At 38.1% G+C, this 19204-nt stretch carries 19 protein-coding genes; 10 read left to right on the top strand and 9 right to left on the bottom strand.

What is annotated here, in order from left to right; translation table 11 throughout:
* Positions 1–13 precede the first annotated feature (13 nt).
* The 3 genes from C9J36_RS08325 to abc-f all read right to left on the bottom strand — a co-directional run bounded on the left by C9J36_RS08325 (position 14) and on the right by abc-f (position 3365).
* Positions 14–544, bottom strand: a complete 531-nt coding sequence (locus C9J36_RS08325) for an NfeD family membrane protein (RefSeq protein WP_066162877.1) — start codon at positions 542–544, stop codon at positions 14–16.
* 103 nt (positions 545–647) lie between these two features.
* Complete coding sequence (locus C9J36_RS08330) at positions 648–1463, bottom strand: undecaprenyl-diphosphate phosphatase (RefSeq protein ID WP_066162872.1); 816 nt, start codon at positions 1461–1463, stop codon at positions 648–650.
* Between the two features lie 276 nt (positions 1464–1739).
* Positions 1740–3365, bottom strand: a complete 1626-nt coding sequence (gene abc-f / locus C9J36_RS08335) for a ribosomal protection-like ABC-F family protein (RefSeq protein ID WP_107942797.1) — start codon at positions 3363–3365, stop codon at positions 1740–1742.
* A gap of 844 nt (positions 3366–4209) precedes the next feature.
* Here abc-f and C9J36_RS08340 point away from each other — a divergent pair.
* Positions 4210–5964 carry a methyl-accepting chemotaxis protein gene (locus C9J36_RS08340; protein WP_066162868.1) on the top strand — a complete coding sequence of 585 codons (1755 nt, stop codon included), beginning with the start codon at positions 4210–4212 and terminating at the stop codon, positions 5962–5964.
* A gap of 79 nt (positions 5965–6043) precedes the next feature.
* On the opposite strand, the gene C9J36_RS08345 is transcribed toward C9J36_RS08340, so the two are convergent.
* Together C9J36_RS08345 and C9J36_RS08350 are read right to left on the bottom strand one after the other, a co-directional pair.
* A complete protein-coding gene (locus C9J36_RS08345) occupies positions 6044–6469 on the bottom strand; it encodes a GatB/YqeY domain-containing protein (RefSeq protein WP_107942798.1) in 426 nt (141 codons plus the stop codon).
* Positions 6470–6525: 56 nt separating this feature from the next.
* Positions 6526–7227 (bottom strand): SIR2 family NAD-dependent protein deacylase, encoded by a 702-nt coding sequence (locus tag C9J36_RS08350; RefSeq protein ID WP_107942799.1) that lies wholly within the window; start codon positions 7225–7227, stop codon positions 6526–6528.
* Between the two features lie 170 nt (positions 7228–7397).
* Here C9J36_RS08350 and C9J36_RS08355 point away from each other — a divergent pair, with 170 nt between their 5' ends.
* The 4 genes from C9J36_RS08355 to C9J36_RS08370 all read left to right on the top strand — a co-directional run bounded on the left by C9J36_RS08355 (position 7398) and on the right by C9J36_RS08370 (position 11199).
* Complete coding sequence (locus C9J36_RS08355) at positions 7398–8027, top strand: GntR family transcriptional regulator (protein ID WP_066162857.1); 630 nt, start codon at positions 7398–7400, stop codon at positions 8025–8027.
* 244 nt (positions 8028–8271) lie between these two features.
* Positions 8272–9471 carry a quaternary amine ABC transporter ATP-binding protein gene (locus C9J36_RS08360; protein WP_107942800.1) on the top strand — a complete coding sequence of 400 codons (1200 nt, stop codon included), beginning with the start codon at positions 8272–8274 and terminating at the stop codon, positions 9469–9471.
* Positions 9464–10312 (top strand): ABC transporter permease, encoded by an 849-nt coding sequence (locus tag C9J36_RS08365; RefSeq protein WP_107942801.1) that lies wholly within the window; start codon positions 9464–9466, stop codon positions 10310–10312. Before C9J36_RS08360 ends, C9J36_RS08365 begins: the two co-directional genes overlap by 8 nt.
* A 14-nt stretch (positions 10313–10326) precedes the next feature.
* Positions 10327–11199, top strand: a complete 873-nt coding sequence (locus C9J36_RS08370) for a glycine betaine ABC transporter substrate-binding protein (protein ID WP_066162851.1) — start codon at positions 10327–10329, stop codon at positions 11197–11199.
* 234 nt (positions 11200–11433) lie between these two features.
* Here the strand turns inward: C9J36_RS08370 and C9J36_RS08375 are convergent, their stop codons facing one another.
* Entirely contained in the window at positions 11434–12504 is a 1071-nt protein-coding gene (locus tag C9J36_RS08375) for a mechanosensitive ion channel family protein (RefSeq protein WP_107942802.1), read from the bottom strand.
* 195 nt (positions 12505–12699) lie between these two features.
* On the opposite strand from C9J36_RS08375, the gene C9J36_RS08380 reads away from it, so the two are divergent.
* Positions 12700–13203, top strand: coding sequence for a ferritin (locus C9J36_RS08380; protein WP_066162849.1), 504 nt, complete (start codon positions 12700–12702; stop codon positions 13201–13203).
* Between the two features lie 106 nt (positions 13204–13309).
* On the opposite strand, the gene C9J36_RS08385 is transcribed toward C9J36_RS08380, so the two are convergent.
* Together C9J36_RS08385 and C9J36_RS08390 are read right to left on the bottom strand one after the other, a co-directional pair.
* A complete protein-coding gene (locus tag C9J36_RS08385; RefSeq protein ID WP_107942803.1) occupies positions 13310–14605 on the bottom strand; it encodes a DUF4179 domain-containing protein in 1296 nt (431 codons plus the stop codon).
* Positions 14602–15069, bottom strand: a complete 468-nt coding sequence (locus tag C9J36_RS08390) for a sigma-70 family RNA polymerase sigma factor (RefSeq protein WP_107942804.1) — start codon at positions 15067–15069, stop codon at positions 14602–14604. Before C9J36_RS08390 ends, C9J36_RS08385 begins: the two co-directional genes overlap by 4 nt.
* A 234-nt stretch (positions 15070–15303) precedes the next feature.
* Between C9J36_RS08390 and C9J36_RS08395 the strand changes: the two genes are divergently transcribed.
* Genes C9J36_RS08395 through C9J36_RS08405 form a run of 3 tightly spaced genes read left to right on the top strand, consistent with a single transcriptional unit; the run spans position 15304 to position 17114 of the window.
* Positions 15304–15819, top strand: a complete 516-nt coding sequence (locus C9J36_RS08395; RefSeq protein ID WP_107942805.1) for an RNA polymerase sigma factor — start codon at positions 15304–15306, stop codon at positions 15817–15819.
* Positions 15797–16750: a sigma factor regulator N-terminal domain-containing protein gene (locus C9J36_RS08400; RefSeq protein ID WP_107942806.1), complete on the top strand. Its 954-nt coding sequence runs from the start codon at positions 15797–15799 to the stop codon at positions 16748–16750. The genes C9J36_RS08395 and C9J36_RS08400 overlap by 23 nt, the downstream gene beginning before the upstream one ends.
* Positions 16751–16763: 13 nt before the next feature.
* On the top strand, positions 16764–17114 hold the full coding sequence (locus C9J36_RS08405; protein ID WP_107942807.1) for a hypothetical protein: 351 nt from the start codon (positions 16764–16766) through the stop codon (positions 17112–17114).
* Positions 17115–17345: 231 nt separating this feature from the next.
* On the opposite strand, the gene C9J36_RS08410 is transcribed toward C9J36_RS08405, so the two are convergent.
* Positions 17346–17978 (bottom strand): precorrin-2 dehydrogenase/sirohydrochlorin ferrochelatase family protein, encoded by a 633-nt coding sequence (locus C9J36_RS08410; protein WP_107942808.1) that lies wholly within the window; start codon positions 17976–17978, stop codon positions 17346–17348.
* Between the two features lie 173 nt (positions 17979–18151).
* Here C9J36_RS08410 and C9J36_RS08415 point away from each other — a divergent pair, with 173 nt between their 5' ends.
* Entirely contained in the window at positions 18152–19186 is a 1035-nt protein-coding gene (locus C9J36_RS08415; RefSeq protein ID WP_107942809.1) for a beta-carotene 15,15'-monooxygenase, read from the top strand.
* Positions 19187–19204 lie beyond the last annotated feature (18 nt).

Here is a 19204-nt window from a genome sequence, read left to right on the forward strand (position 1 = left end):
TTCCTCCTTTAAACTATGCATTCGTAAAACCTTTGTCATAAGATGTCACAAAAGCTGTTCCTTCTTTTACTTCGATAATCAATACTTTCATGTCATAAGGAATTTCTTCACCTTGGTAGCTTGCTGCTCGCTTTGAAATAATACCATTAACTGATTCGATAACAATTTCACCAAAGCCATCTATTGGTATTGGTACGATAACCTTCGCTGTTTGCCCTTCCAATGAGGCGTCTGTATAAACGAGCGATACCTCCGCTGAGCGCAGTGGCACGAGAAGGAAAAAATACAGTAGCGCTGTTAAAATAGCCGCAATAATTAAGGCGATGATGAAAGCAACAATGCTCGCTAAAGATGTAAAGCGCTCAAGTAAATAACCGCCCGCTGCCGTTACCGAAATAAAGGTAAGAATCACGGCTGGATCAAAATAAGGGATACCTTCAGCTACGCCATCCGCTAAATCAGCAAATACCAAATAGAGCAATGTACAACTCCCGATGACAATTAATACTGTCAAATAAACTGCTGTGAGTGAAAATCCAAACAACTAAATTCTCCTCCTTCCTTATGTATTACCTTATTTACGAATAACTTCCATTAAAGTTTCGAAATAATAAAAAAATATGCAGACAATTATGTATGCTCATACTTTAATAAAAAATTAACAACAATGCACCGACAATGAAGCAATAATATGAAAAGTAAGCTAGTTTTCCATTTTTCATAATGCCCATAAACCATCGCATTGCAAAATAAGTCATGAGCATTGTTGCAATAAATGTCGCAACATAAGGAATAATAAGCGCTTGTTCAGCAGGGTGTTCGATAAAATCCTTTACGCCTAATACAACACCGCCTAAGCTAATTGGAATATATAGCATAAATGAAAAACGCAAAGCTGTATCCTGCTTCATCCCTACAGCTAACGAGGAAATAATCGTTGCCCCAGAACGGCTTATTCCTGGCATTAAAGCAACCGCCTGCCCACATCCAACAATAATGGCATCTTTTAATTTTAAATCACCATCGCGCTTAGTTCCACGTAAATTTCGGATTAACCAAAGGGCGATCCCCGTAATAAAAAGCGTAATCGCAATCGTCGTCATGCTCGAATTTTCTGCGATAACATCACTTAAAAGCACACCAAGCACGCCTGCTGGAATCGTACCGACGATAACAAACATTGAAAATTTAAAATCTGATAGGTAACGTTTCTCTTTCGTTTTTAAATACTGCAATGAATGCGTGATAAGACGTGCAATATCTTCACGAAAAATATAACAAATGGCGATGAGTGATGCAGTATTTGTTAAAATCGCAAATGTAAAGCCTTGCTCCCCCATCCCAAGTAGCTCACTAGCAATCATAACATGACCGCTTGATGAAACCGGAATTGGCTCCGTAAATCCTTGTACTAAACCAATAATAATGTGCTTAATCAAAACAATAAAATCGAAATTTTCCATAATACACTCCTTCTCAATCGTTTACATACTTTGTTGCTGGTGCTTGCTAAAATTGATAGGTTCAACTAACACTCTATGTTACACAAAAAAACGATATTCTTAAAGTACAAGCTGTAATGAAATAGAAAAAAGGGCGTGTCTAGAAAGTTATTTTAAGACACGCCCTCGCGATTCAATCTTAGAAAACCGCGTTCTGTAGCAACGGCTGAGTGACTAATATTATGGCGGTACAAAGTCGAAGCTAGGCTAAAGTTAGCCAAGGTATAATTGACTATATTAGCTCTTTTTCAATGCATTTATTTCTTTTGTTAACTCGTTGAAGCGCTTGTCGAGCTCCATATACTGCGTAGAATTCGGTTTAGCAAGACTTAGTTTTCCTAGTATCGCCTGCCGCTCTGTTTCAAGTGCCAATAATGAGACACTCGTATTTTGTTGAATTTCTTGTTTTATTGTATTTTTACTTAGCACGCCATCTTGAATGACTAGCTGCTCGCTCGTAATTTGCTGTAAGAAATAATGGTCATGCGAGACCGCAATAATGGTTCCTGAAAATTGCTGCAATGTTGCTTCTAGCTGTTCTCGCGATTCAATATCTAAATGGTTTGTCGGCTCATCTAATAGTAAAACATCTTTATTTTGCAAAATAAATTGCATGAGCTTGAGTTTGACCCGTTCCCCCATACTCATTGTGGCAATTGGATTTTGCCAGTGCATCGCAGTAAAGCCAAGCTGCTTCATTAAATGCTGGACTTCACTTCTTGCTTCAAATGTTTCACGATAGAAAACTTGTGCAGGTGTTTGCTCTAAAGGTAAATCAAAAACATTTTGTGATAAATAGCCAATAGATGCAGTTGGTGATAACCAAAGCTTGCCCCTATAAGTCTCCTTGCCCATAATCATTTGTAAAAAGGTCGTTTTGCCCGCACCATTCCTGCCAACTAACGCTACTTTTTCACCATGCATAACTGTAAAATGTTGACTGCTAAATAGTAGCTTGTTCGCTAGACATTTTTCGATTCCTGTCACCTCTAAAAATCGCTTACCACGCTTCGCTGTTGCATTTATTTCAAATTGCACCTCATATGGCTTAGCTACCTGCTCCACCTTCGCTACCCTTAGCTCCTGCTCTAAACGCTTTCTTTTCGATTTTATTTGGGCATCTGTACGCTTGGCTTTCACTCGATGATATTCTTTAAAGCCTTCCTGCTTAGTGGATGCAGCATGTGCCTTATTTGACCAATTGGTTAAATTCGTTAATTGCCCTTCAATGCGCTCAATCTTTTTTTGTTGCTGCTCATACGCATGCTGCTGCGCCTTTCGTTCATCTGCTCTCACTTTTTTATAATGCGTATAGTTGCCGTTATAAGTCGTAATTTTAGTATTTTCAATTGCCCAAATTGTTGTTGCCACTTGATCTAAAAATGCACGGTCATGTGAAGCGACTAAAATCGTCCCTTTATATGCCTTTATTTGCTCAATTAATAGCTCGATACTTTCTTTATCTAAATGGTTCGTTGGTTCATCTAATAGCAGCACATCCTTTGCCTTCGAAAAACCATAGGCTAAGCGTAATTTCAGCTTCTCTCCACCGCTTAATGTTGCATACTCATTAGAAGGTACGTGCCATTTTGCTAATAGCTCCGCCTCCCCGCTATACTGTTCATCATACGTTTCTTGCTCCTGCACGATATATACAGGCTCAACAGAGCGTTGCCATTGTAGTACACCTGCACTTTGCCGAAGCTCTCCATTTAATAAATGCAGCAGGGTAGATTTACCAGCACCGTTTTTTCCTACGATGCCGACAATTTCCCCTTCAATAAGTGATAGGCTTACATTTTGCAGTAAAATAGCCTGCTCTAATTCAATCGTTACATCATGTATTTTCAATAGTTCCATAATAGAAACTCCCCCTTTAATATAGGGAGAATCAATTTCGTTGCGATTCCAGCAATCCTAAAATTACTATAGCTGATTTTTCAAAATCAGTCTGAATGTATACGAAAAAAATCCTCCCATAATTTTGGAAGGATTAGTCGCCAATCGCTGATGCTGCCAACATCGCTCTATAGATTTTAAAGCAGGCTTGCATCAAAATCCATAGGGTTGCTCTTGCTTTACATAATTGTAAAGCTAATAAGCTTGTCACCTATGTGAAAACATTAGTTTCCAGCATGTTTATTTGAAAATGGGCAGACTAATCCTGTTTTTTTCATGTTGAATTATTCATCATGATTAAAAAATCAGGTTAGTTTAACATCGGCCACCCATCTTCCTTTCTCATTCAAGTAGTAACAGTATAGCATAATGAAAAACGTTTGTGCACCTAATTTTAACTTCTTTCAGCAATTTTTGCGGCGACGAGTAACCGCAGGAGCAAATTCCTTTTGTACCGATAGCAAGATGACTTCTCGCCACCTCTATAAGTGTTGATTCAGCCTTGATAAAGAGGCACTCAGTCTAAAACAAGTACATGCTAAGATAACAACAGAGTAGCAACATCATGTTCCCCGCGGATGTCATAAATTTTGAAGGGAGGTCTGCGCGACGCAGGTCAATTTGTCGTGACGGCTTTAGGTTAACTTCCAGTAAACAGCTAAAAAAATATGGACACAATTCTTCGCTTGAGCTACAGGCTCTTCTCAACCTTTAAAAACATTTACTCAATCAAAAAAACACTTCGCTAAAAATAGAATGAGTATGTTACTATCAAAATATAAAGCCTAACTTAAAGGAGCGAACTTTTATGCAGCATTGGTCAATTCGTATCAAAATAGGTTTATTATTTTTTATTCCTATCATCATTCTTACTACGATACTCATTCTAAACATGCTTTTAAACCAACAGAACTTTAATGCATTAAAAACACTATTATATGACAAAGTGTATACTGCTGAAACAAGCTTAATTGAGGCAGATCGTGATTTATATCAAGCCCATTTAGCTATTATTCGCATGCTAGAAAGTACAAGCACTCAAAATTATGAGACCGAATATGCTAGCTATGAGGAAAATATTGAGCAAGTATCAAGTCGAGTGCAAACGGCATTCCAGCTTTTACAGGAAACAGAGGCTTTTACTACATTAATACATGAGCAGTCTGGACAAACAATGGAACAGAGCTTTAATGATTTTCATGAAAGCTTCACCCTTTGGCAAAGTCAGCTTGCCCCTTCTATACAGCAAATGCAATCAATGAATAGCTTCGCGCGTAACAGTATATATGCAGCAATTGAGCAAATTGATGTAACTTTTGAAGCAGCACGTAGCAATTTGGATGAAATTGAGCAATTAATAAATATTAACGCACAGCAATCAATGGATAGCTTAAATGCTATGAACAAGCAAAACAATCTAATTATTATCGCTACTTTAGTCATTATAATGGGCGTCATTATTTTCATTGGTATGAATTTAATCTCAAAAATTGTCCATGTTATTTCAACAATTATGCGCGAAACAGAGGAAATTGCGAAGGGTCATCTTTCGGAAGAGACCGTACAGTTTAACCGTCGTGATGAATTAGGCAAGCTTGCCGATTCTGTCAATACAATGAAGGAATATTTACGTACACTCGTACTGTCAGTTGACCGTGCAGCAGAAGATGTTGTCGAAACGTCTAATGTTGTTAGTGCCGTCGTTGAAGAAACAACCGTTTCGATTGAAAATATTTCAAATGCGATTCATGATATGGCAAAGGGGGCTTCTCAGGGGGCTATTGATGCAGAAACGACAAACGAAAAAGTACAAGAGGTTTCCTATCAGGTTGAACTTGTTTCCGACGTGACTAGCAGCATGCTGGAGCAATCACATGAAGCGACGACTGCTAGCGAAGAAGGAATGAAGCAAGTAGCACAGCTACGTGAAACTGCAAACGCTTCCACAAAAGTGTTATCTGAAGTGCATGAGGTAATGAGTGAATTGCTTACAAAGGTAACGAGTATTGATACTGTAATTGATGTCATTTCTAGCATCGCAGACCAAACAAATCTACTTGCATTAAACGCTAGTATTGAAGCGGCTCGTGCTGGTGAGCATGGTAAAGGCTTTGCAGTTGTTGCAGATGAAGTAAGAAAATTAGCTGAAGAATCCGCAAGTGCAGCTACACAAATTCGCGAAACGATTCAGCTTATGCTAAAGGAATCAACAAATGCTTCCAATGCTTTAAAGCAAACTCAAATGATTACAAGCAAACAGGAGCAAGTAACAAGCGAAACAGAACACGCTTTTAAAACAATTTATCAAGCGATTGAAACGATACAGCATTCTATTTCAGAAGTATCACAAGGCATGCGCAATATTTCATCCTTGCAAAATGATACAGCTACTGCTATCGAAAGCATGACAGCCATTACAGAACAAACTGCTGCCACAACAGAGGAAATTTCGGCTTCTGCTGATGAACAAAATAGAGCAATCGAAAGCGTTGCCCACTCTGCGGATGAGCTACAATCATTAAGCAAGGAACTCAAAAATATTTTGAGCAAATTTTCATATTGAAAATCTGATTTCTATTAATGAAAAAAATCGGCTGTTTAAAAAGCACTGCACTCGCCATGCTTTCTAAACAGCCTTCAAATTATATTAAGCTTTTAACAACTTTCGACATTAATGCACCATCAGCTTTTCCTGCTAAAAGTGGCTTAGCAATTTTCATTGCCTCCCCCATATTCATGCCTTTGACAATCCCTGCCGCAGTTAACTCCGCAATGATTTCCTCTTCCGTTAATTGCTTAGGCAAGAAACGTTTTAAAATTTCCAACTTTGTTTGCTCTTTCTCTATTAAGTCTTCTCTACCTGCTGACTTTGCACCTTCTAAAGCTTGATTCGTTTGCTTTATTTCACGGTTAACAATAGCAATTTCCTCTTCTTGTGTTAATTCGTTTCCCTTTTCCTTCTCTGCAAGGTCTAACGCAGATTTAACAAGTGTTAGTACGCCTTTCGCTACTACATCCTTTTCTCTCATTGCTACTTTTAATTGTTCAAAAACAATTGTTTTTAACATCATTAATCGCTCCTTTTCTTTCTACATTTTATGTTAATACATCCAACTTGCGCAAGCTATAAGAGCTTATCAATGGCATTCAGCATTGCGCCAGCCTTGCCTGAAATCATCATATCGAAATGGCCATGCTCAATTTCTAAATTGATATAAACTGTTTTTCCATTTGTCATCAGTGGTAGCTGGCTAACCGGATAAACTTCCAGGCTTGTACCGATAACAATTACAAGCTGTGCTGCCTTCATATGAGATAATGTATTATCCCATGCTCGTTGCGGTAAGCTTTCCCCAAATAGTACGACATTCGGTCGTAGCTTACCACCACATGAACAAATCTCCTTTGCTAAAAAGTGGCTACTCTCAGCAATAGCCGCGCACTTTTGACAGCGTACCGAGCGAATAGAGCCGTGCAACTCATCTACATTAGCGCCCCCTGCCAATGTATGTAAGCCGTCAACATTTTGTGTCGCAATATGCTGAACGAGTCCTCGCTTCTGCCAATCCGCTAAAATATAGTGTCCCTCATGTGGTGCAATTTCATCTAACGCGTTCATTCGCGCTGAATAAAATCGATGAAAAAGGTCATAATTATGTGCCAATGCCTCAGTTGTGGCGACAGTGCGTGGGTCAATCTGCTGCCACCAGCCACTTTTAGAGCGGAAATCTGCTAACCCACTCTCTGTAGACATCCCCGCCCCTGTCAATACGACCGTATGCTGAGATGCCTTTAACCATTCGCTAATTTGCTGTAATCGCTCCATGACAAGCCCCCCTCACTTGAAGTTCATTTATTATTAATTATAGCATCGTTAGCATATATTCGAGCAACGCGAAAAACCCTCTTCCTTTTTCACTTATACAGCAAATGCGTGCGCTTTAGTTCGCAATGATATACTATAGATACAAGCATATAATGAAAGAGGCAAGCTAGATGGAAACAAAAAAATTACAAATTAGAAAGCCAAGATATCAAACAATCGCAGAGGATATTGCGGCAAAAATTGTTGAAAAAAAATATATTATCGGTGAAAAAATTTATGCACGCTCATCGCTTGCATCACAATATGGCGTGTCAGCCGAAACAGCTCGTCGCGCAATCGCAGTGTTACAGGATTTAGAAATTGTTGAAGCGACAAAAGGTAGTGGTGTTGTTATTACCTCCTATGAAAATGCCGTAAAGCTTATACAGCGACTTGAAGGTGTTCAAACGGTTCGTGAGCTGCAAACAGCTTTACAGCAAAGCATTGAAAATCAAATTAATGATTTAGTAGCATTGCAACAAACGGCGAAGGAATTGATAAATCGCACAGAGCGTTTCCGCTCCATCGACCCTTTTGTCCCTTTCCAGCTTGAAATTACATCTTCCTGTCCGTATTTATCTAGAAACTTAAGCGAAATTAATTTTTGGCAAAATACACATGCTACAATTGTAGCGATTCGTAATAATGAAAATCTTATTTTATCACCAGGACCGTATGCAACACTTAATACTGGCAATGTTATCTACTTTATTGGCGACGATGAGGCAATTGTTAAAGTAAAAGATTTTCTACAAATTTAAGCCCTATAAATATTCCTATCAATGTAGTTATACCACTGGATGGTAAGCTATTTTAATAAAAGTCTAACAGGTCGTTTTGCCTGTTAGACTTTTTCAATTTCGTTACATATGTTTGACAAAAGTAACAACTCATTGTTAACATTAGGTTGTCGGTTTTTATATAATCTATTTATCTACTTATTTGGTAAAAGGGGGTAGATAAAGAATTCCCTCGAAAATTTATTTGGAAAGAAGAAGTGAAATGATGGAAAAATTAAAGGTAGAGCATGTCACCAAAATTTTTGGCAAACAGACTACAAATGCATTAAAGCTTGTCGAGCAGCAAAAAAGCAAAACAGAAATTCTTGAAAAAACGGGTGCAACTGTCGGTGTGTATGATGCCAATTTCACCGTTAATGAGGGTGAAATTTTTGTTATTATGGGGCTTTCAGGCAGTGGTAAATCGACTCTTATCCGTTTGTTAAATCGGCTGATTGATCCAACTAGTGGAAAGGTTTATATTGATGGACAAAATATTACCTCTTTAAGTAAAGGTGAACTTCAAAATATTCGCCGTGAAAAAATGAGCATGGTATTTCAAAACTTCGGTCTATTCCCCCACCGTACAATCCTTGAAAATACAGAGTACGGCTTAGAAGTAAGAGGAGTTTCCAAAGAGCAAAGACGATTGAAAGCAGAAAAAGCTTTACAAAATGCAGGCTTATTAGCATATAAGGACCAATTTCCTAGCCAGCTATCAGGAGGTATGCAGCAGCGTGTCGGTCTTGCACGCGCATTAGCAAATGACCCTGAAATTTTATTAATGGATGAAGCCTTTTCTGCACTCGATCCATTAATTCGCAAAGATATGCAGGATGAATTATTAGAGCTTCAGTCAAATGTTCAGAAAACGATTATTTTTATTACCCATGACCTTAATGAAGCATTGCGTATCGGTGACCGCATAGCCATTATGAAAGACGGAAAAATTATGCAAATTGGCACTGGTGAGGAAATTTTAACGAATCCAGCTAATGACTATATCCGTACATTTTTAGAAGATGTTGACCGTTCAAAGGTATTAACAGCAGAAAATGTAATGGTGCGTCCAATGACTATTAATATTGAAAATGATGGACCGAAAGTTGCCCTACAGCGTATGCGTGAGGAAGAAATAAGCGTCTTAATTGCCGTTGATAGGCTACGCCAATTTAAAGGCTATATTACAGCAAATGATGCATTAGAGGCCGCTAAAAACGGGCTGAAAACAGTGCAATCATTTGTCAAAACAGATATGCCTACAGTGGATTCCTCAACTTTAATTCAAGAGATTTTACCGATTATATCGGACTGCCCAACACCTGTTGCGGTTGTCGATGAAGGTAAACTACGCGGCATTTTAATACGTGGTGTCATTATCGAATCACTTGCCTCATCATCACAAGGGGGTGAGTCGAATGAGTAATTTATTAAATAATATCCCAAAAATTCAAGTGGCAGGCGCCGTTGAAAAAACAATGGATTGGCTAACGAGCACATTTTCAGGGTTGTTTAAAATTATACAAGAGAGCGGTAAATCTGTGATGGAAAGTGTGACAGCATTACTTACAGCTGTTCCCCCTGTCCTATTTATTTTACTTGTTGCAATACTTGCCTTTTTTGCTACGAGAAAAAAATTCGGCTTGCCGATTTTCTCTATTATCGGTTTGCTATTTATTTATAATCAAGGGTTATGGGAGCAATTAATGAATACATTTACCCTTGTACTTTTTTCAAGTATTATTGCCATCGTGCTTGGCGTACCCATTGGGATTTTAATGTCTAAAAATAATATTGCAGAAAATAGCATTAAACCGATTCTGGATTTCATGCAAACAATGCCCGGCTTTGTTTACTTAATTCCAGCCGTAGCCTTCTTTGGCATCGGTGTCGTACCGGGTGTTTTCGCCTCTGTTATTTTCGCACTCCCTCCTACTGTACGTTTTACAAACTTAGGTATTCGTCAAGTACCGAAAGAGCTTGTTGAAGCCGCCGATTCATTTGGTAGTACAGGGACACAAAAATTATTCAAAGTGGAATTACCACTTGCTAAATCAACGATAATGGCGGGTATTAACCAAACTGTTTTATTATCTTTATCGATGGTTGTCATCGCTTCAATGATTGGTGCACCGGGTCTAGGTCGTGAAGTACTATCTGCCCTGCAGCGTGCACAGGTAGGAAACGGCTTTGTCGCAGGATTAAGTTTAGTTATTTTTGCGATTATCGTAGACCGTTTAACACAAAGTTTAAACCAAAAGAAATAGGAGTTGTTTAAAACATGAAGAAGAACAAATGGTTTTTAGGATTAACAGCAATAAGTGCAGCGGTAGCATTGGCTGCATGTGGAGATGGTTCATCATCTAGCGATGGTGATAGCTTAGGTAAAATTAATTTAGCCTATGTTGAATGGGACACAGAAGTTGCTTCAACGCATGTTGTTGGGCAAGTGTTAGAGGAAATTGGCTATGATGTTACATTAACACCATTAGACAACGCTATTATGTGGGAGTCTGTCTCAAAAGGTGAAGCAGATGCAATGGTAGCAGGTTGGCTTCCAGCAACGCATGGTGCACAGCTTGAGAAATATGGTGATAATCTTGAGCATCTTGGGGAAAATTTAAAGGGTGCTAAAATTGGCTTAGTCGTGCCAAGCTATATGGAAGTAAGCTCAATTGATGATTTGACAGTTGAAGCAAGCTCTACAATTACAGGTATCGAAGCTGGTGCTGGTGTGATGAGCGCTACAGAAACTGCACTTAGCAGCTATCCTAACTTAGCAGACTGGTCATTGCTTCCATCATCTTCAGGTGCGATGACAGTTGCACTTGACCAAGCAATTTCAAACAATGAGGAAATTATCGTTACAGGCTGGTCACCACACTGGAAATTTGCCTCTTATGACTTAAAATATTTGGAGGACCCAAAAGGTGCCTTTGGTGGCGAGGAAACAATTAATACATTTGCACGAAAAGGTTTAGAGCAAGATGCACCTGAAGCGTATAAGGTACTAGATGCCTTTGAATGGGCTTCAGAAGATATTGAAGAAGTGATGCTTGCCATTAACAATGGAGAAAATCCAAAAGATGCAGCAAACGATTGGATTGAAAAGAACCGCGATAAAGTAGATGCATGGATTAAAGATGTAAAATAATAAATACAGCGGGGGAGCGTCTGAAAAATCATTTTGAGATGCTCCCTTTGCAACGAGTAATCGCAGGTACAAGTAATTTTAGCAATTATTTAATATAGGAAATGGAGCTGTTCGAAAAGATGTACACTTTTCGAACAGCTCCTTTCACTAATATTTCCTCATTAAAATTGAGAGTGCTTTCTTTGAAAACAAGTAAAACAGGAATTTGCTAGCTACTGGCATTTTATTCTGCGTTCACATTTGTATCCAAAGCTCATCCTCTGCATACTCTATTCCTGCCTGCTCGAAAATTTGCTGTGTTGCGAATAAAATATCCTGCTTCACTGCTTGCATCTGTCCCCCGTCATTTGTCGCCACGAAAAAGCGTACGAGTATGCGGTAGGATGTCGGTCGTAGCTCATCCACATAAACATGGATAACTTCCTTTTCCGTATCTTTATGTAAATAAATTTGCTGCTGTAAATGCTCACATACTTCACGCAAAATCGCTTCACTATTTGCAGTAGATACGTATAAATAATATTCGCATTTGCGCTTCTGCCGCTTTGATAAATTGTAAATAGGACGATTGGCTAAATAGGCATTTGGAATATATACTAGCCCCTTATCTCCTGTTTGAATAACCGTACTTCTTAAATTAACATCTTCCACGATGCCCTCAATTTTCTGGTCCTCTGTCGCTACCCAATCACCGATTTGAAATGGTTTATCAAGTGCGACGGACATGCCTCCGAAAAAATGACCGAGCGTATCACGAATACCGAAGGCAATCGCTACCCCCGTCAACCCAATCCCTGTTAAAAAGCCGTTCACATTGAAATTCCATAGTGAAGCAATTGCAAAGAGCGCAACGACATAAATCGTTACTTTGCCAATACGTAGGAAAAATGGCATTAAAATATGCTGTTGCTCTGGCTTTTGCTGTGCATAGACACTTTGTGGATGCTCAATATAATGAGAAATGACATCAGCAATTCCCTTAAACATGAAAAACAGCATAAATGACCAAAATAGATTTGTTGTTTTCGGATGTGTAATTAGCCATTTATCTAAAATAATAGAGGCACTTATAAAAATAATGCAGATGACAAAAGCAAATCGAATAGCACTGCTAAACTGCGTAATAACTCTCGCTTCAAATTCTTTACCACGCTTTTCAAACAATTGCCCTGACCATTTAATAAAAGGCTTAATTATATATTGCTGAACAACTATACCAGCAAATAATAAAGCGATGGCAGCGCCGATACTTGGTAATGTGACATTTTGCAAATCAAGAAAAAACTGATGAAATGTTGCAAACATAAGCTACATCCTTTCTAACTTTGAAAGCATTTGCTGAATCAAGATAATAGCATTATAGGCGCTCATTTGGCAAGGAGCTTTATCTATTTCAAAGGAAAAGTAGAAAAAGCTTGCCTTCATTACTAAAAAAAGGCTAAAATATATTTATTGATAACGATTATCAATTAAAAACCCCTAATTGAGGAGGAAGCGAATATGTTGTCAGAAAAACTACACAAAGCCTTAAATGAACAAATGAACTATGAATTTTTTTCGGCCCACGCATACTTAGCAATGGCTGCTTATTGCACAGACCAAGCGTATGATGGCTTTGCTAACTTCTTTTTAGTACAAGCAGAGGAAGAGCGTTTCCACGCGATGAAATTTTACACATTTTTAAGCGACATGGGCTACCGCGCAACAATCGATGGCTTTGAAAACCCACATAATGATTTTTCTTCCGTGTTAGATTCGTTTGAAAAGGCATTGGCACATGAGAAGGAAGTAACGCGTCGCATTTATAATTTAATGGATATCGCTTTAGATGAGCGCGAGCATGCAACTACGGCATTTTTAAAATGGTTTATCGATGAGCAGGTTGAAGAAGAAGCATCTTTCGACACACTTATCGCGAAACTACGCCGCATTGAAAACGACTCTAACGCAATTTTCATGCTAGATGCGGAATTAGCAAACCGCACATTTACACCTGAAGCATAATGAATTTTTAAAAAAATTGTCTGAAAAGCGAGTGGCGAACGCATTGCTTTTCAGACCTCCCAAAAATTGTGTCCTTCGATTTTATTTCGAAAACATGCTTTCTATCTCATTTCCCTATTGGCAGCCCGACTTCTCCACTTCCATTTAGAAACAGCGGATAGTTTTGAATATACATTTTAACTGGATTAGCAAAACCTTTTTCATACATATAAGAGCTTTTACTTTCCGCACTATCTCCAATGCTAGAAGAGCTTTGTACTATCCACCATTCCTTGCCATTTGCATCAATTAAAGAGGTTAATAAAGGCTTACCTTGCCCTTTTCTAGCTAATGGATAATCGGCATTAATGGAAGTATCTGTCAGTATTTCTAGCTTTATGTCTAGCTCCTCTGGCACATATAAAACTTGCTTTTTATGAAAATCAACCTCGATAAAGTCCTTGCCCTTCTCCAAGGCTTCAATATTTTCTATAATTAATGTCAGCGACTTTGGCTCGCGGAAATAGCTGCTTTGCATAAAACGCGTAAAAGTACCACTGCTTACTAAACCAAGTCCTGTCGTGCCATTTTTCATCGTTCCCCATTCTTCTCCCCTCTCATCGACTAAGCGTAGTTCAAAGTCTAAAATGCGCTTTGAATTCGTTTCAGGTATTGTGAAGCTAATTTCAGCACGTAAAGGCGAAATATGCACACTGTTAATATAAATTTCTTGATTATCGATTAGTAGCGATTTATTTACAGCGTAGTGCTTACTGAGTGCTAGCTGCTTTGATAAAGTAAAGGGCAAATTGAACGTTGTCTTTTGTGGGTCATTTAATTGCACAACAAGCTCAAAATCATTGCTATGAAGCCTCGTATTTTCTACAAAAACAAAATCTAGTGTACTTTCCATCATCTTTTTATCCTCTGCGCCACTAAAATGCATTGTCACACCAGCAGGTAGTACTTCCCCATTTTGCATTAAATTCACTTCTTGAAAAACAATATTATGAGTAATTGGCTCATTATTTTCAAAGCGATATGCAATTAATAAACCTGTTTCATCTGCAACTACACTCGTTATTATAAATTTCTTGCCCCCCTGCTCATCTTCAACAACTATCTCCTCTGCGTAATCATTCGCTAAAATATCCTGCATTCCCTTATCATAAGTAATCATTTCAACAAATGGAGCAAGCAATGGTATTTTTGCTGTTGCTTCGGCTATTTGTGGTGAAAGTCGGATGCTAATTGTCAGAGCAATGAAAAGTAATGCTGCGGAAAATGCGAGCTGCAATATGCGTTTTCGTTGCTGTCGTTCCTTTTTCCTTCTGCTTATGGCAAGCAATCTTGCCTGCTTCAATGCATCTTTTGGTACTTCAATTTGCTCAAGCTTTTCAAATAGCCGCTTTTCCTTCCTCATCCTCTTTCCTCCTTCCAAAAATGACGTAGCTTTTTCAATGTCGTATGTATTCTTGATTTTACTGTTCCTTCAGGTATATTTTGACGCGCGGCAATATCTTGATTTTTTAAATCTTCTACATATTTCAAGTAAATTAGCTCCTGCTCTACTGGGGAAAGCTGTGCTAGTAATTCATCTAGCTCAACCGAATGTGCATCGTATACAATTGGCTCTAAAGTAGGCTCTAATGCTACTGTGACCCCCCGCTTCTTTTTCATGTCTAGACAAATATTAATTAGCACACGCACAAGCCATGTCTTCATGTATTGTGGCTGCTGTACTTTATACCTATGCTTTAATGCGCGATAAACAAGCTCCTGATAGGCATCAAGCGCATCCTGCTCATTGCGTAAATAGGCGTAGCTAATTTTATAAAAGCGCTCTTCCTGTATTTCAAGTAGCTGAAGCAAGCTTTCTTCATCCATTCCTAGCACCTCCTTATTAATTAGACTGTTGGATATTGAAAATCGTTCAAAAAACTTTGTCTACGCCCCAAAAGAACAAATGTTTGTTTTTTATTTCATTATTTGCTATGATTAATATGTACTGAGTCACCCTTTCAAGTAAAGGATTAAAAGCAGCTATCTAAACTTTTTTAGATAGTTGTTTTTTTGTTTACTTTTTCAGCATTCAATCGTTATACAGACAGGAGGGGCGATATGGATGAGTTATATAATAAACAATTGCAGGAAAAGCTGCTCGCAATTTATAAAACATTACTGACAATGGGAGCTAGGAAAGAGGACGCAGAAGATATCGTACAAGAAACAGCGATTCAATTTATTCAATATATTGATGGCATCTCCCCGAATGATGCAAGTGCTTGGCTGTATAAAGTAGCGATTCACAAATATTATGACCTAATAAAAAAGTCAAAATCACAGCAAAAATACATTATTTCATTTCAACTAGACGATTTACTAGAGCATAGCACACCAGAAATCGTTGTAATACGACAGGAGCTTCAGCAAGAAATTATTGCCCAGCTCGCTACCTTATCCGATAAGGAGGCACAGCTTATTTTACTAAAATATAGTGCTGACCTCTCATTAAAAGATATTGCTACGCTGTTTAACACAACAGATAAAACAGTGAAAACGCAGCTAGCGCGGGCAAAAAGCAAATTAAAACTACGATTACAGGAGGTATACAATGGAGGAAAAATCAATTTTTGAACGGGATGCTGATTTTTCAAGCCTTGTGAAAACAGCAAAGCGTAAATCATTGAAAAAAACAATACTCATTTCAATTATCGTTACAGTTCTAATTATTGTTTTATTATGGGGAGTGCTTGTAGCAAGTATTTATTTTATGAACAAGCGAATTGATACGCAGTTAAATGAGCTTTCGACAGAGCTTTATGTTCAAGGGGCAAACATTGATATAAATGCTGTGAGCTATGATAATTTCCTAGTGGCAACTAAAACATCATCAAAGCTTTATAAACAAGTTGGACCGCATATTATTAATTGGGACTCTCGCGATTATTTTTATACGATTTTAGGGGCCAAAACAGCTCTACAAACAGGGAATGCCGTTGCTTTAAATGGTTCTCCGGTTTATTCTCATGGCCAACGCACCATTGCATTCCATATGCCAACAGAGCCAACCGATAAAAATGATTTCGACTATATCGCAGATTTACCAGGCTATTATAATATTGAAGTAGCAGTTTCTTTTAAGGAGCAGCTATCTTTGCTGGATATGTGGGAGCAGTTTCCCACAGCACAATGGGCTTGGTTAATTGATGAAGGCCTATATGATGAAATGGAAGAAGCCAAAAAAGAGCTGGAAAAATTACCTGACAATGCGATGTTTCCAATGGATATAAGCGAGGTCAATGATACTCGCGCATACGGCTTCCCGATTTTACATCATAAAACAATAACTAATAACCCTATTGAATCGGCTGAAGCTTATATCGCACAGTTGAATTATAGGGATGGATACCCTGTCGATGTAGTACGCGGCATAATTGGGAAAGAAGCGCCTAAGGATTGGCTCATTGCTGGTGTTGTTTTAACCGGTAAGCAAGAGGAGCTTTTACCTTATTTACAGCAAAACAGCGTACATACTGTTCGTATCGGCGTTGTGATTCCATATTAAGGAGCGATTAATTATGAGACCTTTTGCATTTGCATTATTCGTAGCCGCACTTTTATTTGGCGGATTTTGGATTTCCTTTAAACAACTACCTACTAAATTTCTTATTATGGCTAGCATCGTTATCTTTTTACATTTTGCAGGGTTATTGCTTATTCAACTTTTCGGAAATGCTGCACAAATGGCTTATTTGACGCTATTTGTTGCCATTATTTTTACCCCATGCTTTATGACATGGGTGAAGCTGACAAAGAAAATGACTGATGTAGAGATATTACGCGCTTATATTACATTGCCAACCACCTATATTATTTTGTTTATAACCGTTATTTTTTCCTACAATTATTATTTAGCTAAACGCTTATAAGCGATATTCGCAGTAAACTGATGTAAAATGGGTTGTCAGAAAAATCCATTTTTACACCGCATTGAAATAAATGTTTTCATCGCCTCACTTTTACTGAAGGAGTACACTGCTAAAATCAATGTTCATCACATTTTTAAAAGAGGCGTTTTCTGTTTAAATGAATCAACATTTTGTGAAACATCATCGCTACTGTCCAAAATGCCGGCTATGCACGGCTTTGGACAGCCTCTTTTACTTTTTATCGTTTAATAAACTTTGTAAAAATGCCTCGCATCGCGCTTTATCTCCTGCTGTTAGCCATTCCAACACTTCTGGTCGCAGCGTTTCCTTTAATGCATCACGCTTTGCTGAAGCATCCTTGATATTGCTTAAAATTTGCTTTCGGCAATGCTTTAAAAACTCGATATACTGTGCATAGGAATCATCAAACTGCTGCTCCAATTCTACCTTCAGTTTTTTTGTAAGACCCGGGCTAGCACCTGAAGTAGAAACTGTTAAGACCAAATCACCGCGTCTTATAACGGCTGGATTAATAAAATCTACTCGTCCCTTCGCATCTGCTCGCGACAAATGCTGCCACTGCTCTGTTGCCTCTTCAATAGCATTGTTAACCTTTTCATTATCCGTCGCTGCAAAAATGAGCACCGCATCTTCTAAATCATTTGCCTCAAACATCTTTTCATGCCATCTCACATACCCATTTTGGGCATACGTCAGTAGCTCCTCTGTAAGATTTGGACTAATAATATGTATGATTGCTTTCGTTGGTAATAATGCCCGTACTTTTTGTGTTGCTACCTTTCCTCCACCAACAATGACGACTTTTTTATAATCAATATTTAATAACGCTGGAAAATAAGCCATTCTCTCACCCTTTTAACATTAGAATTTACTATGAAAAAAACCTTGCCATTACTATAGCATAATTAATTTTCAAAAAATATCTGAATATGTGCTATTTTTGGCAAATTTGCTCGTTTCAATTAATAAATAAGTGAAATATAATAGTGATAACGTTCATTAAGGAGCTGTTGTATATGACATTTTGGCAAACAAAGCAAAACTGGCTATGGCTATTTTTTGCATTAATTGTATTGAGTAATGTTACGCTCTATAGTACATCGTTCGGGCATGCCATCGTTATGCTTGAGCCAAACAGTGTTGTTATAGGCTCATTAATTGATTTAATCATTGTTGCACCGCTTATTTTCATTCTAGCCAAAAAGCATTATAGCCTGAAATTGTTTATCGCTTTAATGGCTATCGGCTGTGTACTCGCTCGCTTCATTATTCCACAGGCGATTCTTGCACCATTTTCAAGTATTACATGGCTCGGTATTGGCGCAGAGCTCATCATAATAGCAATTGAGCTCTTGCTCATTAGCTCATTTATTATTTATTTGCCGAAAATTATGCAATCGACATGTTTGAGCAACGCACCATTAATATTTTCTTTTCCACAAGCAGTTGACCAGCATGTGAAGCGTCATCCACTAATTCACGTGCTATGCTCAGAGCTACTTATGTTTTACTATGCATTATTTAGCTGGCGTAAAAAAATAACGAACGGCTATACATTGCATAAAAAAACAAGCTATATCGCCTTCCAAGCAATGATGATTCATGCTATCATCCTTGAAACATTAGGCATCCATTGGTGGCTACATAGTAAATATCCTGTATTGTCGTTTATTTTACTTATTTTCAATGTGTACTCGGTGCTATTCCTCCTTGCAGACTTACAGGCTGTACGCTTAAATCCAACAATAATTCGCAACGATACGCTTTATTTATCGCTCGGCATTATGAAACGTGCCGCAATACCGTTAACGCAAATTACAGAAATTGTTACGGATGCTAGTCAATTTGAAGAAAAACTGCCGAAGGATATGGCACAATTTATCGCCAAGGATTTTGAAGCTGTAAAACCGAGTGTCATAATATATTGCAAAAACCCTGTTTCTGTCGTTCTACCATTTGGCTTCGAAAAGCATTACCATCAAATTGCAATCAAAGTTGACGACGCACATGGATTTATTGAGGATTTAAAAACAAGATTAGCAGCTAACTAATTTACTTATTATAAAAAT

The organism is Metasolibacillus fluoroglycofenilyticus (genome assembly GCF_003049645.1).
In the GTDB taxonomy this organism is placed as follows: domain Bacteria; phylum Bacillota; class Bacilli; order Bacillales_A; family Planococcaceae; genus Metasolibacillus; species Metasolibacillus fluoroglycofenilyticus.

Coding starts and splice junctions, on each gene's coding strand:
- C9J36_RS08385 (WP_107942803.1), bottom strand. CDS start 14,605: ATGAGGAAGGAAAAGCGGCTATTTGAAAAGCTTGAGCAAATTGAAGTA.
- C9J36_RS08405 (WP_107942807.1), top strand. CDS start 16,764: ATGAGACCTTTTGCATTTGCATTATTCGTAGCCGCACTTTTATTTGGC.
- C9J36_RS08330 (WP_066162872.1), bottom strand. CDS start 1,463: ATGGAAAATTTCGATTTTATTGTTTTGATTAAGCACATTATTATTGGT.
- C9J36_RS08410 (WP_107942808.1), bottom strand. CDS start 17,978: ATGGCTTATTTTCCAGCGTTATTAAATATTGATTATAAAAAAGTCGTC.
- C9J36_RS08380 (WP_066162849.1), top strand. CDS start 12,700: ATGTTGTCAGAAAAACTACACAAAGCCTTAAATGAACAAATGAACTAT.
- C9J36_RS08355 (WP_066162857.1), top strand. CDS start 7,398: ATGGAAACAAAAAAATTACAAATTAGAAAGCCAAGATATCAAACAATC.
- C9J36_RS08390 (WP_107942804.1), bottom strand. CDS start 15,069: ATGGATGAAGAAAGCTTGCTTCAGCTACTTGAAATACAGGAAGAGCGC.
- C9J36_RS08370 (WP_066162851.1), top strand. CDS start 10,327: ATGAAGAAGAACAAATGGTTTTTAGGATTAACAGCAATAAGTGCAGCG.
- C9J36_RS08375 (WP_107942802.1), bottom strand. CDS start 12,504: ATGTTTGCAACATTTCATCAGTTTTTTCTTGATTTGCAAAATGTCACA.
- C9J36_RS08365 (WP_107942801.1), top strand. CDS start 9,464: ATGAGTAATTTATTAAATAATATCCCAAAAATTCAAGTGGCAGGCGCC.
- C9J36_RS08400 (WP_107942806.1), top strand. CDS start 15,797: ATGGAGGAAAAATCAATTTTTGAACGGGATGCTGATTTTTCAAGCCTT.
- C9J36_RS08415 (WP_107942809.1), top strand. CDS start 18,152: ATGACATTTTGGCAAACAAAGCAAAACTGGCTATGGCTATTTTTTGCA.
- C9J36_RS08350 (WP_107942799.1), bottom strand. CDS start 7,227: ATGGAGCGATTACAGCAAATTAGCGAATGGTTAAAGGCATCTCAGCAT.
- C9J36_RS08340 (WP_066162868.1), top strand. CDS start 4,210: ATGCAGCATTGGTCAATTCGTATCAAAATAGGTTTATTATTTTTTATT.
- C9J36_RS08360 (WP_107942800.1), top strand. CDS start 8,272: ATGGAAAAATTAAAGGTAGAGCATGTCACCAAAATTTTTGGCAAACAG.
- C9J36_RS08395 (WP_107942805.1), top strand. CDS start 15,304: ATGGATGAGTTATATAATAAACAATTGCAGGAAAAGCTGCTCGCAATT.
- C9J36_RS08345 (WP_107942798.1), bottom strand. CDS start 6,469: ATGTTAAAAACAATTGTTTTTGAACAATTAAAAGTAGCAATGAGAGAA.